Origin of the sequence: Rheinheimera sp. (genome assembly GCF_037442525.1) — a bacterium.
GTDB lineage: Bacteria > Pseudomonadota > Gammaproteobacteria > Enterobacterales > Alteromonadaceae > Pararheinheimera.
In genome coordinates, this window is record NZ_JBBIQD010000001.1 from 689,340 (window position 1) to 704,431 (window position 15,092).

14 protein-coding genes are annotated in these 15,092 nt (G+C 52.7%); 7 read left to right on the forward strand and 7 right to left on the reverse strand.

Features of this window, described 5'->3' with window-relative positions; all coding sequences use genetic code 11:
- Positions 1–12 precede the first annotated feature (12 nt).
- The 4 genes from WKJ03_RS03200 to WKJ03_RS03215 all read left to right on the forward strand — a co-directional run bounded on the left by WKJ03_RS03200 (position 13) and on the right by WKJ03_RS03215 (position 3,706).
- Positions 13–1,425, forward strand: a complete 1,413-nt coding sequence (locus WKJ03_RS03200; protein WP_337840707.1) for an FAD-dependent oxidoreductase — start codon at positions 13–15, stop codon at positions 1,423–1,425.
- A 550-nt stretch (positions 1,426–1,975) separates the two neighbouring features.
- Positions 1,976–2,359, forward strand: a complete 384-nt coding sequence (locus WKJ03_RS03205; RefSeq protein ID WP_337840708.1) for a hypothetical protein — start codon at positions 1,976–1,978, stop codon at positions 2,357–2,359.
- Between the two features lie 218 nt (positions 2,360–2,577).
- On the forward strand, positions 2,578–3,453 hold the full coding sequence (locus tag WKJ03_RS03210) for a transporter substrate-binding domain-containing protein (protein ID WP_337840709.1): 876 nt from the start codon (positions 2,578–2,580) through the stop codon (positions 3,451–3,453).
- A 4-nt stretch (positions 3,454–3,457) separates the two neighbouring features.
- On the forward strand, positions 3,458–3,706 hold the full coding sequence (locus WKJ03_RS03215; protein WP_337840710.1) for a hypothetical protein: 249 nt from the start codon (positions 3,458–3,460) through the stop codon (positions 3,704–3,706).
- Positions 3,707–3,721: 15 nt separating this feature from the next.
- Here WKJ03_RS03215 and WKJ03_RS03220 read toward each other — a convergent pair whose 3' ends face one another.
- The 5 genes from WKJ03_RS03220 to WKJ03_RS03240 all read right to left on the reverse strand — a co-directional run bounded on the left by WKJ03_RS03220 (position 3,722) and on the right by WKJ03_RS03240 (position 9,779).
- Positions 3,722–5,779 (reverse strand): tetratricopeptide repeat-containing diguanylate cyclase, encoded by a 2,058-nt coding sequence (locus WKJ03_RS03220; RefSeq protein ID WP_337840711.1) that lies wholly within the window; start codon positions 5,777–5,779, stop codon positions 3,722–3,724.
- A gap of 155 nt (positions 5,780–5,934) precedes the next feature.
- Positions 5,935–7,017, reverse strand: a complete 1,083-nt coding sequence (locus WKJ03_RS03225) for an acetylhydrolase (protein ID WP_337840712.1) — start codon at positions 7,015–7,017, stop codon at positions 5,935–5,937.
- Positions 7,018–7,225: 208 nt separating this feature from the next.
- On the reverse strand, positions 7,226–7,693 hold the full coding sequence (locus WKJ03_RS03230; RefSeq protein ID WP_337840713.1) for a hypothetical protein: 468 nt from the start codon (positions 7,691–7,693) through the stop codon (positions 7,226–7,228).
- A 12-nt stretch (positions 7,694–7,705) separates the two neighbouring features.
- Positions 7,706–8,662 (reverse strand): stomatin-like protein, encoded by a 957-nt coding sequence (locus tag WKJ03_RS03235; protein ID WP_337840714.1) that lies wholly within the window; start codon positions 8,660–8,662, stop codon positions 7,706–7,708.
- A gap of 181 nt (positions 8,663–8,843) precedes the next feature.
- Entirely contained in the window at positions 8,844–9,779 is a 936-nt protein-coding gene (locus tag WKJ03_RS03240; RefSeq protein ID WP_337840715.1) for an alpha/beta fold hydrolase, read from the reverse strand.
- A gap of 147 nt (positions 9,780–9,926) precedes the next feature.
- On the opposite strand from WKJ03_RS03240, the gene WKJ03_RS03245 reads away from it, so the two are divergent.
- The 3 genes from WKJ03_RS03245 to WKJ03_RS03255 are packed head-to-tail and all read left to right on the forward strand — an operon-like array spanning position 9,927 to position 13,281.
- Positions 9,927–10,817 (forward strand): hypothetical protein, encoded by an 891-nt coding sequence (locus WKJ03_RS03245; protein ID WP_337840716.1) that lies wholly within the window; start codon positions 9,927–9,929, stop codon positions 10,815–10,817.
- Positions 10,817–12,556, forward strand: a complete 1,740-nt coding sequence (gene aceK / locus WKJ03_RS03250) for a bifunctional isocitrate dehydrogenase kinase/phosphatase (RefSeq protein ID WP_337840717.1) — start codon at positions 10,817–10,819, stop codon at positions 12,554–12,556. The genes WKJ03_RS03245 and aceK overlap by 1 nt, the downstream gene beginning before the upstream one ends.
- Before the next feature lie 50 nt (positions 12,557–12,606).
- Positions 12,607–13,281: a tRNA-uridine aminocarboxypropyltransferase gene (locus WKJ03_RS03255; RefSeq protein ID WP_337840718.1), complete on the forward strand. Its 675-nt coding sequence runs from the start codon at positions 12,607–12,609 to the stop codon at positions 13,279–13,281.
- On the opposite strand, the gene WKJ03_RS03260 is transcribed toward WKJ03_RS03255, so the two are convergent.
- The gene (locus WKJ03_RS03260; protein WP_337840719.1) at positions 13,245–14,018 is read right to left on the reverse strand and encodes an alpha/beta hydrolase; all 774 of its coding nucleotides are present in this window, start codon (positions 14,016–14,018) and stop codon (positions 13,245–13,247) included. The genes WKJ03_RS03255 and WKJ03_RS03260 overlap by 37 nt on opposite strands.
- Entirely contained in the window at positions 14,008–15,027 is a 1,020-nt protein-coding gene (locus tag WKJ03_RS03265; protein WP_337840720.1) for a DUF2817 domain-containing protein, read from the reverse strand. Before WKJ03_RS03265 ends, WKJ03_RS03260 begins: the two co-directional genes overlap by 11 nt.
- Positions 15,028–15,092: the final 65 nt, after the last annotated feature.

Sequence of the window (15,092 nt, forward strand, 5' to 3'; positions counted from 1 at the left end):
GGAGCACTCATCATGGCACAAAACGTATACCAGTTTATCGATGTCAAGCGGGTTGACCCGCCAAAGCGTTCGCACCGCGAGCGCACTATTGAATTCGTTGAAATTTATCAGCCAATGACAGAAACCCAGGCCGCAGGTCAGGCCGACCGTTGTCTGGACTGTGGTAACCCTTACTGCGAATGGAAATGCCCGGTGCATAATTACATTCCGCAGTGGCTGAAGCTGGCCAACGACGGCAAAATTATTGAAGCGGCTGAGTTGTCGCATAAAACCAACAGCCTGCCGGAAGTGTGCGGCCGGGTTTGCCCACAAGACCGTTTATGTGAAGGCGCCTGTACCCTGAATGAAGGTTTTGGTGCTGTGACTATAGGCTCTATTGAAAAGTACATCACTGACAAAGCCTTTCAGATGGGCTGGCGGCCGGACTTATCCGCCGTGGTCAAAACCGACAAACGGGTGGCGGTGATAGGTGCAGGCCCGGCAGGTCTCGCCTGTGCTGACGTACTGATCCGTAACGGCGTTACTCCAGTGGTATTTGACCGTTACCCGGAAATTGGTGGCCTGCTGACCTTTGGTATTCCGCCATTTAAGCTGGAAAAAGATGTACTGAAACTACGCCGCGAAATCTTTACCGAGATGGGCATTGAGTTTCGTCTGAACACCAATGTGGGCGTGGATGTCAGCTTTGACAGCTTATTGGCAGAGTATGACGCGGTGTTTTTAGCACTGGGCACCTATACCCCAATGCAAGGTGGCCTGGTGAATGAAGACGCACCTGGGGTGTATGAAGCACTGCCGTTTTTGATTGGCAATATTAACAACCTGATGGGCTGGCAGACAGAGCACCCATTTGTTGATATGGCCGGCAAAAAAGTAGTGGTATTAGGTGGTGGCGATACAGCCATGGACTGCGTACGTACCTCGATTCGCCAAGGTGCCAGCCAGGTGATTTGTGCCTACCGCCGTGACGAAGCCAATATGCCGGGTTCACGCCGCGAAGTGCAAAACGCCCGCGAAGAAGGGGTGGAGTTTCTGTTTAACCTGCAACCTCTGGGCATTGAAGTAGACGAAAACGGCAACACCATTGGTGTGAAAGTGGTCACCACCCAAATGGGTGCACCGGACGCCAAAGGCCGCCGCAACGCCGAAGTGGTGCCGGGTTCAGAGCAAGTGTTGGCCGCCGACGCCGTGATTGTCGCCTTCGGCTTCCAGCCAAGCCCACCGCAGTGGCTGAAGGATATGGGTGTAGCCTTGGATGAAAAAGGCCGTGTGGTGGCCAGTGAAACCAGCTCGTACCCGCTGCAAACCAACCAGCAAAAAATCTTCGCCGGTGGCGATATGGTGCGCGGCTCCGACTTAGTGGTTACCGCCATAGCTCAAGGCCGCAAAGCCGCCGAAGGTATTCTGGATTATTTGCAGGTGTAGCCTAAGGCAACTCCCTATGTAGAGGCGGGTTTTAACCCGCTTTTTTTATTTTGGCCGTAATTTAAGGCCCAGCCTGTCACCCCAGTAGTTGGTTTGGTTACAGCGGAAAAGGGACTGCTTACGCAGACCCGCCGTGGATATCCGTAAAGGGCAGCGAAGCGTGTTGTTCGGTGTCCGGCCCTTTGCAGAGCAAAGGGCGTTCTTGCTGCGACAAAACCAAATGGTTGGCTTATCGAAACCCCGCAATCCCCTTGCTCAGTACTTTACCTTTCCTCGCGTTGGATAGTCTGAAACAATCCAAAGTCTTGCTCCAGGCAAATCCAACTACTGCAGCCCATCTCCAGTTGAGGCGAGCCGAACCGGGTCGTTTTTAGAATTGGCTCCTGCCAATTCCCCTTCGGGCCAGCCTTCGGCTGTTAAAGCAGGCGTCCTGCCTGCTTTGTCGGCAGACTGCCATTCAAAATCACATTTTATTACCGATTGAAACCCTTTGAGATCCAAGGTAAAACAACCGAATAGAATCCCTGCTGGTTAAAACGCTGGAGTGTAAGTGAAGCTTTTTCAAATCATAGTTCTGTTGCTTGCATTCGGTGCATTATCTGGCTGCACCACAGGCCAGTTAAACTACATTACGCCAGGCGGCGAGCATAAAACCGCCTGTCACACGGAATACAGCGGGCAGCCCAGTGTCGATAACTATGCAGTGGAATATATTCTGAGTTATTGCGCGACAGAGGCCACCAAACAAGGCCATACAGTCTCAGAACAGCACCTGCTGGACATCAACCGTACTCTGCCCGCGGCGCCTGCAGGCAAAAGCTGGTCGCACGAACTTGCCAGACAGCTGCATCAGGCCGGTCAGCTAAGCGACAAAGAGTACGGCTATTTAATCGCCGCGATGGATTTGGGGCATATTGAAAGGAAAACTGAATAAATAAAGATCCTGGCCTGTTCGTGGTGCTTGCTGGGGGTATCAGTCTTGACCTGCTCCACCAGTCCATTATTCCTCTTAAGATCCGGCCGGACACGACAGCGCTGTTTTCGACTTCCACCCAGATGCGGCCCAAAGAAAAAGCTGACTGGCAACCTGATGTACTGAGTCATTTCGGGCTGCTTCTCCCCTTGTAAATCAATAAGCTGCATCTATTCTTAATGCTGGTTTCTCTTCAAATTGGTTTTGCCATGTCATTTATGGTCAGTGGTTTGATCCTCTGTGTGCTAATGCTGTTTCCCGCAGAGTTCAGAGCCGAAGAGGTGATCCATATCCGTCATTATCATTTACAACCCCGTCATGGTTTTGCCTTAAAACTACTGGAGCTGGTGCTTGAAAAAAACGGCGCTCCTTATCGTATTGAAGCTGTGCAATCACCTGAGGTTTTAACGGAAGGCCGGGTAGAAAAGATGGTGGTGAATGGAGAGCTGGATATGCTGTTTATTTCCACCTCTGCAGAGCGTGAGCGCACTATGATCCCGATTAAAGTCCCCATTTACCGCGGCCTGCTTGGACTCAGGCTGCTGTTAATCACACCGGAAAACAATGAAAAGTTTAAAACTATAACAACACTGAAACAGCTTAAACCCTATGTGGCCGGACACAACCCTCATTGGAGTGACTTTGGCGTCTTTAAGGCGAATGGTTTAAGAGTAGTGAGCTCTACCAATTATGAAGCCCTGTTTGAAATGCTGAAACATGGCCGGTTTGACTACTTTTCCAGAGGTGTCAATGAGGTATGGGGCGAGTTAGCCTTGCATTCAGACGACCTGATCATTGCTGACAATATCATGCTGTTTTATCAGCACCCTGTGTATTTTTTTGTCAGTAAGCACAGGCCCGATCTGGCTGCTGTGCTGGAAAAAGGTTTGGCAAAGGCCACAGAGGACGGCTCTTATCGCGCTTTGTTTGACAGTTATTATGCCGACATGCTGAAAAAGGCCAACTTAAACAACAGAACCATGATTTTTCTGAACAATACGGCATTGCCTGCAGGCACAGCACCAATAGATACCAGTTGGTGGTTACCTCCCTGAATCTATGTGTATTATCGACAACCAGGCTGACGGCAGCTTGCTGCACAAACTACAGGAGAATTATAAGTTTTGCCTGGGCGTTACAGTGCCACAGCGAACACAGTTTTATACCCTGTTGATTGGAAGCTGGTACGACCACCACCAGCAGAATCTGCAAACACAACTTAGTTCAGAGGATATTGCCCAAGCGCTGAAGATGGCAGAGCAATGGACCCTGCGTATAAAGCAAAATGGCACCTTATACCCGCATTAACCGGTTTATTCCCTGTCAACTCTGCCAGTTTAACTGCGCAAAACTATGCTGCAGCTGCAATTGCCCCTTGCTATGCCATAGCTGCAGCTGGCCTGGAGTGATCACTCCGGGCGCCAATTCAGCCTCAGTATGAATAGCTTCCAGCCCAACCCAGCCATTGCGGCCACTGTATTTAGCAGCATAGAGGCAAAGATCCGCCAGTTTCAGCAGGTGTTCCCAGTGCAAAGGGGATTCACCAAGTGGCAATGGATAACAGGCATAGCCGACAGAGCAACTGACAGCAACTGGCGGCGCCTCGCTCAGCGGAAACAACTCTTGCTGCACAGTTTCAACCAGTCGTTGTGCCAAAGGAGCGGCTTCTGCTCTGTTAATACTGCGGGCAATCACCACAAACTCTTCGCCGCCCCAACGTACCAGGTAATCGGACTGGCGAAATACCTGCTGCAGTTTCAGGCTGAAGTGTTGCAATACCTCGTCACCCGCCTGGTGGCCATAACTGTCGTTCAGTGCTTTAAAGTGGTCTAAATCAATTAAAAATACGGCGAGCTCAGCGCGCTCTGGTTGAGTGGTTTTGCCACTCTGCCAGTCCTGCCAGCGCCGTCGGCACTGTTCCAGTTCGGTTTCGATATGGCTCTCCAGAAAATGCCTGTTGTGGAGCCCGGTCAATTTGTCGGTCAGGCTAATCACTTCTAACTGCTGATAAGCCTGCTGCAACTCGACATTTTTTTGCTCCAGTTCGATGGTACGGGCTTTTACTTCCTGTTCCAGACTGCGGTTTTGTTGGCTTTGCAGATAACGGCGGTACAAAGAAATCATCAATACAAATACCGCCACCAACCCGAAGATCCAGAAATTGCGGGTCAGCCGGCTCTGCTCCAGCCTGGCCTGCTGCAGAATTTGTTCGTTTTGCAGCAACGAAATTTGGTACTGCTGGCGGGTGTATTCGGTCTGAGCCTGAATGGCCGCTATAGTGGCCGCTTTTTTATTGCTGAATATCTCGTCTTCCAATTGCTTTTGCGATTGCAGTGCATTTAATGCTTCACGCACTGCGTCCTGCCGAATATAGGCGTCCACCCGCATTTGCTGCAACTGGGCTTCATCGGCACGCTCCTGAGTTTGCCGCGCCAGCGCAATACCAGGCTCAATATAAGCGAGAGCCGCCTGCACCTTGTCTTGTCGCAATGACAGCTCCGCCGCCATCTTATAAGTGTCTATCAGCAAACTTTTGTAGCTGTGCTGCAACGCCCGTTTTATCACAGCATCCAGCAGTTGCTGAGCACCGGCATAGTCGCCCTGTTCCATCGCCAGCTTGGCCAGCCCGGTTCGGGCCCAATCAGTATCGCGTTTCGCGCCAATCTGCTGAAACAACGCCAACGCCTGGTTGGCATGAAAATGGGCTTTGTCGAATTCCTTCAGCCCGCTGTACAAAAAGCCCAGCTTGTTATGGCTGTAAGCGATATTGCGTTTATTACCACTGGCAATATCCATTTCCAGTGCCTGCAGGAAATACGTTAACGCCTGGTCATTGTCGCCCAGGCTGCGGTGTAAATCGGCAAGGTTAAAAATGGTACTGGCAATGCTTTCACTGTCTTTCAGCTGATAACTCAGCTCCAGGCTTTGTTGGTGGGCGTGCAACGCTTCTTCAAACTGCCCCATTTTCTCCAACACAGTGCCTATATTGTTGTAGCCAGACGCGATGGATTCTAAATCTTCCAGGTCACGATAGATCTGCATGGCCTGGTACAGATAGTTCAGCGCACTGGCATAGTCACTCTGGTAGCGGTAAGTCATGCCTAATCTGTCGAGTGCATCCGCCAGCGCCTTGCTTTGCCCTAAAGGCTGCAACAGAGCAACTGCCTGCTCCAGTTCAGGCTTGGCCACCTGGTAATTGTTGCGCTCCATCGCGTTTCGGCCCTGCTGAAAATGCGCCAGGCCCAGTTGCAACGGGTCCTTCGCCTGAGTGGCCAGCCGCAGATAGTCGCGGGCAAGCGCATCGGCGTTGGTTAAATCGCCCTGTTGCCTCGCTTGTTTTAACTGCTCACGCAGCGCAATAAAGTCATCTGTTGCAGCCAAAGCAAGCAGGCTTTGACTGCAAAGAAACAGACTAAAAACAACAGGAAAACAGCGCATCACAAAGAATCTGGCAGCCGAAAAATTGCTCTGAAGCTAGCATAAGTAAATTAGTAACATCAAATATAAAACCGCAACTTCGCTACAGTTCACTTTAATCAGCGCAGTGCCAGCATATCGCTACGGATAAAGTCGGCCAGCACAGCTTTGTGCTGCTGCTCCCACTGCTTTAATGCGCTGCCGTCACCTTTGACCACCTGCTCGATAAATGCGGCGGATAAGGCCTGAGTAGCGGCTTTAATCACTTTATTCTGGTGGGCGGTTTCGTCGTTACGGCGCCAGCCGGAAAACACATTGTGGCTGCCACCGTTAAATACAGCCATCACTTTGTAAGGGCTCGCCATGGCATAAAACAGCTCCAGCCGGTCCTGTGGCGATGAATAATAACCCGGCACTTTTATTTCATCTTCTGTGGTGGTGATATGCAAAGTCGGAATGGTGACATCAGCCAGCACCTGAGCAAGTGGCTGGTCGTTATAAAAAGGTGGGGCTGAAATCAGAATAGCGGCCTTAATGCGTGGGTCTTTTAAGCTGACCAACCGGCCCTGCTGTTCGACCTGAGCACCAGAGAGCAACATGGAGGTGTTGGCACCATATGAATGCCCCGCCATCAGAATTTGGTTGTGATCCACGCCTTGAGCGGCATCAGAGGCTAAAAACTGGTCCAGCGCAAAACGCACATCCTGTACCCGGGCCAGAGCTTCAGCTTCATCGGCCGCATCCATTAACCTGAAAGGCAATAACAAACGGCTGCCTTGCCAGACTTTGCGGTCGCTGCCTTCATGTTGCAGGTGCAAACTGTAATAGCCCTGGCTGGCCCAATACTGGCCTAAATAGGCATAACGTTCTTTCGAGCCACCTAAACCGTGCGAAAACACCAACAAAGCGGCTTTGCCTGCTGGCAGTTGTGAGCTGAATCCAGTTTGTTTAGGGCTAAACAGCAGCGCAGGCACTGCACGCTGCCGGCTTTCGTCAAACCAGTGAAATTCGGTTTCTTCCACTTGCTCTGTCACTGCCAAAGCCAGCTGTTCGGCCTTCTGCACCGAAGGTAAATTCAGTTGTTGCTGCCAGACCGAAGGGCTTAACCCCGTGGCTTTAGCAGAGCAACCACTCAGGCCTGCCGCCAGCATCAGGGTTGCAGTCAGGGCCATCAGGCCTGTCCAGACGCGTTGTTGTTTCATCTCACTACTCCGGTGTCAGACTGCAGCTTAACCAAACGGCCTGAGTTGTCCGCTCGTCTGTGGTCAGAGGCTTGGGTTACGGGATAAGGGCAGTGTACGGATTTACAGACCAGAAAAAAGCGGGAAATTCTGCACAGGGTGTTCAAAAAAATTCATCAATCAAAAAGTATTGCAGTGGCGGGGGTTCCCCCGCCAGCAAAGACCAGCCTTAACCATTGATTTTTTTTACCAACAACAGCCCGACCTGAGCCGAACTAATAACCACCTGCTCGCCAGCGACAAGCTCAGCGTCACAGCTGTCTGGGTCCAGTTTTACCTGCCAGTGCACACCGCTAAACAGCAGTTCACTGGCCTGGGTTTTACTGGTGTGGCCTGCCAGCACCAGTTGGGTGCCGACAAAATCAGAAATGCCTTTGTCTTCCTGCAGCCGTTCCCCAGTGTGCTGTAAACGCCGTAGCGGTTTCCACAGCACCAAAGCTGTCACCACAGCAAGCACAGCCAGCGACAGCAGGCTGAGCCAAAGCTCGTCCGGCAACCAGCCGATATACAAAGCCCCAGCCACCAACAAGGCGGAAACCGCCAGCGACAGCAGCACTTCCAGCAAACCCGGCACCGCAAAAGGCAATAACGCCAGACAAACCAGGCCCAAAATCAACAAAGCGGAGAATAAATCCATCGATTGATCTCCTTATTTAGTTAAGGTACCGGATTGCTGAATAGCCGCCACAACCCCCAAAGCTTCAGCCACAGTATGGCCTGCCGAGGACTTGTCGTTATCCATCAGCACCACTGTGGATTCACGGGCTATGGCTTTTTTCGCCGCTATGGCTTCGGTGGCTAAATCCAGTTGCACTGCCGCCTGGCCTTCAGTGGTTGCTGCAGCCTGACCTATCATGGTCAGCGCTTTGGCTTTGGCTTCGGCCACCAGCTCGATAGAACGGGCTTCGCCTTCGGCTTTTAATACCTGCTGTTCCCGCTCAGCTTCGGCCGCCAGCACTGTGGCCTGCTTTTCCCCTTCGGCCAGGTTGATAGCCGCCTGACGCTTGCCTTCAGAATCCAGAATAGCCGCGCGTTTTTCCCGCTCAGCACGCATCTGTTTTTCCATCGCGTCCAGCACTGAACTGGGTGGGTTAATGTCTTTAATTTCGTAACGCATCACCTGCACACCCCAGGCGGCGGATGCCTGGTTGATGGCGTCAATAATTTTGGCGTTTAAGCTGTCACGCTCTTCAAAGGTTTTATCCAGGTCCAGCTTACCAATTTCAGAGCGCATCGAGGTCTGCGCCAGCTGGATCACCGCATACACATAGTTATCAATGCCATACGAAGCTTTGTACGGCTCCATCACCTTGATATAAAGCACACCGTCAATGGTCAGGCTGATATTGTCTTTGGTAATAGCTGACTGGCTGGGAATGTCGATGGCGTTTTCTTTCAGCGACACCCGGTAGGCAATACGGTCGATAAAAGGAATAATAAACTGCAGGCCAGCCGTCTGAGTTTCGTGGTATTTACCCAGACGTTCAATGATATAAGCCATATTCTGCGGCAGTATCACTATGGCTTTGCCAATAATAATCAGCACCGCAAACACCAGCACCAGAGGTACCAGCAACTGGCTGTCAAAAAACATAGTTTGGTCCATCACTTATCCTTATGATTCAATTAGCTTCCCTGCTAATTTAACGGATTTTTTACCAAAACCAAACCCTGCAGTTCAAGCCTGTGAACAGTTCGGAATTAACCTTTGTTCGCCCTGGTGATGCGTTGAACACGAAACCGGCAGCGAAGTCGAGTCAATCAGCATCAGCGGCAAGGGCCAAAGCTCAGAGGGTCGCCCGTCCAAATAAAAACAACAACGGCTGATCCAACCGGGCTGCCCAGGCCGATTCGGTATGAGCCGCCCCTGGAAAAAACCGGCTCTGCCACTGAGTTTCGCTGTAGCCTTTGTGCTGCATGATCGCGTCAATTTTTTGCTGCAACGGCGGATACCAGGCATCCAGCGTCTGGTCACCATAATCAAAATACAACCGCACTTTGCCGGGCGCCGGTAGTTTTTGGCGCAGATAGGCCTGAAACTGTGCAGGCACCGGGTTCTGGTCCTGACTGAAAGCGCCGGGCCAGTGGGTGGACAGACAGGCGGCGGAGCCAAACACATGAGGGTACTGCAGCAGGCCATACATGGAGATCAGCCCGCCCATACTGGAACCCATCAGCGCAGTCGACTGTGCATCTGTGGCCACCCGGTAATTTTTGTCGATATAAGGTTTCAGCTCTGTCACCAGAAACTTCAGGTACTGGTCCGAATACACCGGCTGACTGAAGAGTTTGACACCGGGGCTGCGCTCAGTCTGGTACAGCGACTCTTGCTGAGCCTGGGTCAGCGCTGCAAAAGGCTGCTGCGGAAAATATTCAGCATGGCGGTTTTGTTCACCGTTATGCACAGCCACCACAATAAAAGGCCGTACTTTGCCTTGCGTCTGTAAAGCCGAAGCCACTTCATCCACCTGCCACTCCTGCTTATTCCAGGTGGTATTGGCATCAAACAGCATCTGGCCATCGTGCATATAAAGCACGGCATAAGGCGCGGCTTTTGGATACCCAGGCGGCAGCCAGATATCCACAGTCCGGGCTGGCACCTGGACAGAACTGAAATGGCTGACCCGCTCCAAAGTGCCACTGCTGACCTGCGGCAGAGGCACCTCTGCCCCCTGCACAGCCGTTGCTGCCATAAAAACTGCAACCATCATCCATCTGAACATCTTTCTGCCCCCTGTTGTTTTTGATTTTTATGCTGGCCCGCCATCCAACAAACTGCAAGCTGAATACGAATGCCCTGAATTTGCCGCCAGCTCTTTTCGCCCCTGCGGCTTAAGGTTAGACTGGCAAGAAAATCCAGAGGCTACAGCATGAAGTGGGGCATTTTGTCAGTTCTGTATCTGAGCCTGGCTTTGCATGCGCAGGAACAGCCACAGCTGCTGATCCCTAAACCCCGCTCCGAATACGATATCAACCATCAGTACTATGTCAGCCTGCTGGACAAGGCACTGCGCAAAGCAGCCAATGGCCGCCCTGTCCCCAGGCTGGTCGCCAGCTACCAGATGGAACAAGGGCGCGCCTTGCGTGAGCTCGCCAAAGGTGAAGTGTTGGATGTGTTCTGGGTAGGCACCGACCAGGAAAAAGAACACCAATTCCGTGCTATCCGTATTCCGCTTGAACGTGGCCTGATGGGCTTTCGCAAGATGACTCTGCATAAAGACAAGCAGGCATTATTTGACACTATTCACAGCCTGCAGGGCCTGCAACGCCTGACCGCCTGCCAGGGAGCCTACTGGCCCGACGTCAGCATTATGCGTACGGCCGGGTTAAAGGTGCTGGAGGCTCCGGTCTATGAAAATATTTTTAAGCAAATCAATGCCGGGCGCTGCGACTACTTTCCACGGGGTTTGCACGAAGGTCTGGTCGAACTGCAGCTACGCCATAGCCTGTACCCGAACTTAGTGCGTTACCCGGATCTAATGCTGCATTACCCTTTTACCGTGTACTTTTTCACTCAAAAGCAGCATGAAGCACTGGCGCAGTGGATAGAACAAGGGCTGGAAGCCATGATCGATGACGGCGAACTGCTGGCTCATATGCAACAAAGTGAACTGACCCGCCAAATGTTTCCGCTGAGCCAACAGGCCGCCAGCCGCTGGCTGCTGCTGAAAAACCCGTTACTCAGCCCCGACACCGACTATCAAAACCCCAGGTACTGGTTTGTACCGGCCGATTTTGGCTATTTGCAGGAGCAGCCCTGATGTTGCAGGCTAAAGACATCGCTGATTTAATTTTGAAAGGTTTTCGCCGTCATTTTGTCTTGTTCCAGCGTATTACCGCTCAGTCGAAAAACCGTTTCAGCTACCAGAACTGGCAAGGCCTGCAGCAGGATAATTCTGAGCGTATTTCCTATTACGACAGCCGGGTCAGTGAGACCCTGACCCAACTGCAACATTTATTGCCAGCCGCACAACTGGATGAAGTACTGTGGCAGCAGGTGCGCCAGCATTACCAGTATTACCTGATGTTTCATCCTCAGGCCGAGCTGGCTGAAACCTTTTACAACTCAGTGTTCTGCCGTTTGTATGAACGTAAGTATTTTCATAACCAGAATATTTTTGTGGAGTCCAGCTTAAACAAACAGCAATTGCCAGCACCGGTCGCCTCTGTGTATGAAAGTTATTTTCCGTCGCAGTATGGCCTGAAACAAAGCATCCGCGCCATTATGGCCAGTTTTAAACTGGACGTGCCTTTTGTTGATCCCGAACGCGATATCCGCTTGTTGGTACGCACTTTTACCGAGCAGTCCAGCCATGGCCGCCACCCGGTCCAACTGGTGCGTTTTGATATTCTAAAATCGCTGTTCTTCCGTAATAAAGCCGCCTACATAGTGGGCCGGGTGGTCACACCGGATGGTCAGCAGCCTTTTATTATTCCACTGCTGCATCAGGGCCATGATGGCATTTACGTAGACAGCCTGATCACCGACGCGCAGCAGATGAGTATTATTTTTGGCTTCTCACGCGCCTATTTTATGGTGGAGATGACGGTGCCTTCAGCCTTGGTGCATTTCTTACGTGAACTGCTGCCGCACAAAACGCTGGCAGAGCTGTATTCATCTGTGGGGTTGCATAAACAGGGCAAAACCGAGTTCTACCGCGAACTGTTGCAACATCTGACCAAGTCCAACGATCCCTTTGTGGCCGCGCCAGGTATTCGCGGTATGGTGATGATGGTGTTTACCCTGCCGTCTTTTCCTTATGTGTTTAAGGTGATCCGCGACCGTTTTGCCGAAACCAAACAATTTGACCGTGCCACCGTCAAAGCCCGTTATTTACTGGTGAAAAAACATGACAGAGTCGGCCGGATGGCCGACACCATGGAGTTCTCCGACGTGGCCCTGCCACTCAGCCGCTTTAGCCCGGAGCTGCTGCAGGAACTTAAGGACAGCATAGGCAGCTCGATGCGGATTGAAGATGGCCTGGTGATCATCCGCCATCTGTATATTGAACGGCGGATGATCCCGCTGAATATTTACCTGGAGCAGGCGAGCCCTGCATTGAAACGCCATGCGATGGACGATTATGGTCAGGCGCTGAAAGACATGATTGCCGCCAATATTTTCCCCGGCGACATGCTGCTGAAAAACTTTGGGGTAACCCGGCATGGCCGGGTGGTGTTTTACGACTTTGACGAAGTGCAGTACCTGCTGGATGTGAATTTCCGCACCATTCCGCACACGGACAATTACGACGATATGCTCAGCAACGACCCTTGGTATTCCGTGGCACCGGGGGATGTGTTTGTGGAGCAAATCACCACTTATGTCACAGCGCAGCCGGATATTCGCCAGATGTTGCTCGAGCAGCACCCGGAACTGGCCGACGCCCGCTACTGGCAACAGAAACAGCAGGCCATTCGTGACGGTGTGGTCGAAGACATTTTCCCTTACCCGCAGTCCCAACGTTTTTGTCAGCTGTACCCGGATGAATTCAAATAGCCAAGTGGAAGACGCTTGCGTACAATGCGCCGCCTGAACCGGAGCCTGTTGTGACCCATATTAATTCTGTGCTGGCGCTGCGTGCGCGTGAACTGCAAAAAACCACCCGGATCTTCCGCGCCCGCGGCAGCAAAGTCGTGCGCTGTGAACAGTGTTTATTGCCGGTGCCCGATTGTATCTGTGCGCTTAAACCTTCAGCCTCTGCCCGCTCGGCTTTTTTGTTTCTGATGTACACAGGCGAAGCTTATAAACCGAGCAATACGGGCCGGCTGATTGCCGACATAGCCGAGCGCAACTTTGCGTTTGTCTGGGACCGTACCCAGCCGGATCCAGCGCTGTTGGCGCTGCTCAAACAGCCCTGCTATCAGCCCATTATTGTGTTTCCGCAGCAATATGCCGCTCCAGAGCGCTGCATTTCAGCAGTGGATACCGGCGATAAAATTCCACTTTTTGTGATGCTGGACGGCACCTGGCGCGAAGCCAAAAAGATGTTCAGAAGCAGCCCTTATCTGGACGGCTTTCCGGTGCTGGGCATTCAGCCGGAGCAGGCGTCCAGTTATCAGCTGCGCGAAGCGGCCCATGAGCATCAGCTGTGCACAGCTGAAGTGGCGGTAGAGGTGTTAAAGCTGGCGGGCGATACCCTGGCCAGCCAGGACCTGGCGCTGTATTTTCAGCACTTTCGCCGCAACTATATAGCAGGTAAACCGCATTTAACCTTCGAATAAAACAGCTTTAACTGCGCCAGCAACCAGGCCGCATCATCTAACGGAAGGTCGTGCCCGGCAGCACTGTGCAGCTGCACTTCTGCACCCAGCCAGTTCGCCAACCGCTCACTGCACCGCCAGTCCACCAGCCGGTCGGCCTGGCTTACCAGCACTAACACCGGGCACTGGGGTTTAGCAATGGGCCTGAATCTCGCGGCCGCCCAAAGCTGACGCGCCGCATTGGCAGCGGATACCGGGTTTTCACGGGCTATCTGCACCCACTGTTGAATCACCTCAGGCTGCAATGGCTGGTTGCTGGTTAATTGCCAAATCAGCGCTTCCCGTTGTTCTGGCTGGCGACTGAGCATGCTGCGCAGCAAAGTAAAATACTGTGCCGGCCGCAGCCGTTGCCAAAACGGGCTCAGCGCACTGCTGCTGTTCATCAGCACCAAAGACGCCACCTGTGCTGGCGCGGCCACAGCCCAGTCCAGCGCCAGCATACCGCCCATCGAAATAGCACACAGATGCAACCGGGCGTGCCGGTGCTGTGGAAATTGCAGGACAAACTGCTGCTGCAACTGTTGGCGCATCTGCCCAATACTGAGTGGACTTGGCTGCTGGCAGAGTGCGCCACAGCCCGGTACATCCAGGGTCAGTACAGGTACATTCAGTTGCTGCGCCGCTTGCGAAGGAAAATTCAGCCAGTGACGCTTTTCGCGCACCAGTCCACGCACTAACAACACAACCTCAGCGGCCATACCAGAGCTCCAGCGCCTGCTGGCGATGCATACGCGGATACAGACTTTGCCGCCATTGTTGTTGCGACGCTGTGGCAGAGATCAGAAAATGCAGCAGGGTCAGATGGGTACGCAGCACCCGTTTCACCCGATGCGGTTTGACCGGATGAAACATGCCCAAGAGATCCAGCAGTTGCCAGGGATTTTTCCGCACCCAGTTCCACGAGCCCATTTCCAGCGTCAGGGGTAAAAACAAGGTGGAGCTTCGCAGCGATTCGTCATACAGCTGGTCCCATAAATCGCCATGACACAGGTAATGCTGGGACTGAGGCTCAAACTGATAGGGCTGATAAGGGTAGCTGTCAAACAGCAGCTGGCGCAGCCGGAATAACTCAGCCAGATGTGGCACAGGCTCGCGGCTTTTGGCGTAAGGAAACCACAGTCTGTCCATCACACCAAAACCCGAGTGGCAGTCCAGCACTAAACTGAAAGGCCCCTGAAACAGCTTTTCCCGCACCAGCCGCAGCAAAGCTTCAGTCTCAGCTTCCGGCTGCAACGGGTTGCCGCGGTACCAGGGCAGGCGGTTAGACAGCAGTTGCCCCCCCACCAGAAAGGCCGCTTTGCCTTCGCAGCGCACCTGACCATTGCGCATCAGGTCCACGCCATGGCCGTTGCTGCGGGTTTTCAGCGCCATGCCCACAGGATTGACCATAGGTAATAAATACAGATTCAACTGACTGAGTGTATCGGCTAAGGTGTGGTCCCAGTTCAACCGGGCCAGCAGGCTTTCCAGAAAAGCAATCAGCACCGCACTGCCAATACGCTCCAGACCATGCACACCGCCCACCAGCAATAAATTCGGTTTGGCCGGGTCATGCGCCCCTAACTCCACCAGATAACTGGGCAGGGTAAGACCGGCAAATTCAAATTCAGCCCAGCACTGGGCTGTCACCGCTGCGGGCGCCCTGTCCAGCAAGGCTTCCAGCCGGATCAGCTCCGGCAGTAAATGTCGTACCCGGGCTGAACGCACCCAGCTCTCCCCATCATGTTCTATCGGTGTTTTTCTTCAGCATAAAAGTAAAAAGCCCAAGTTAA

What these genes read in the sequence shown, in the direction of transcription:
- WKJ03_RS03210 (WP_337840709.1), top strand. Translation starts at nt 2,578, where the DNA reads ATGCTGGTTTCTCTTCAAATTGGTTTTGCCATGTCATTTATGGTCAGT.
- WKJ03_RS03245 (WP_337840716.1), top strand. Translation starts at nt 9,927, where the DNA reads ATGAAGTGGGGCATTTTGTCAGTTCTGTATCTGAGCCTGGCTTTGCAT.
- aceK (WP_337840717.1), top strand. Translation starts at nt 10,817, where the DNA reads ATGTTGCAGGCTAAAGACATCGCTGATTTAATTTTGAAAGGTTTTCGC.
- WKJ03_RS03200 (WP_337840707.1), top strand. Translation starts at nt 13, where the DNA reads ATGGCACAAAACGTATACCAGTTTATCGATGTCAAGCGGGTTGACCCG.
- WKJ03_RS03225 (WP_337840712.1), bottom strand. Translation starts at nt 7,017, where the DNA reads ATGAAACAACAACGCGTCTGGACAGGCCTGATGGCCCTGACTGCAACC.
- WKJ03_RS03260 (WP_337840719.1), bottom strand. Translation starts at nt 14,018, where the DNA reads ATGGCCGCTGAGGTTGTGTTGTTAGTGCGTGGACTGGTGCGCGAAAAG.
- WKJ03_RS03230 (WP_337840713.1), bottom strand. Translation starts at nt 7,693, where the DNA reads ATGGATTTATTCTCCGCTTTGTTGATTTTGGGCCTGGTTTGTCTGGCG.
- WKJ03_RS03240 (WP_337840715.1), bottom strand. Translation starts at nt 9,779, where the DNA reads ATGTTCAGATGGATGATGGTTGCAGTTTTTATGGCAGCAACGGCTGTG.
- WKJ03_RS03215 (WP_337840710.1), top strand. Translation starts at nt 3,458, where the DNA reads ATGTGTATTATCGACAACCAGGCTGACGGCAGCTTGCTGCACAAACTA.
- WKJ03_RS03235 (WP_337840714.1), bottom strand. Translation starts at nt 8,662, where the DNA reads ATGGACCAAACTATGTTTTTTGACAGCCAGTTGCTGGTACCTCTGGTG.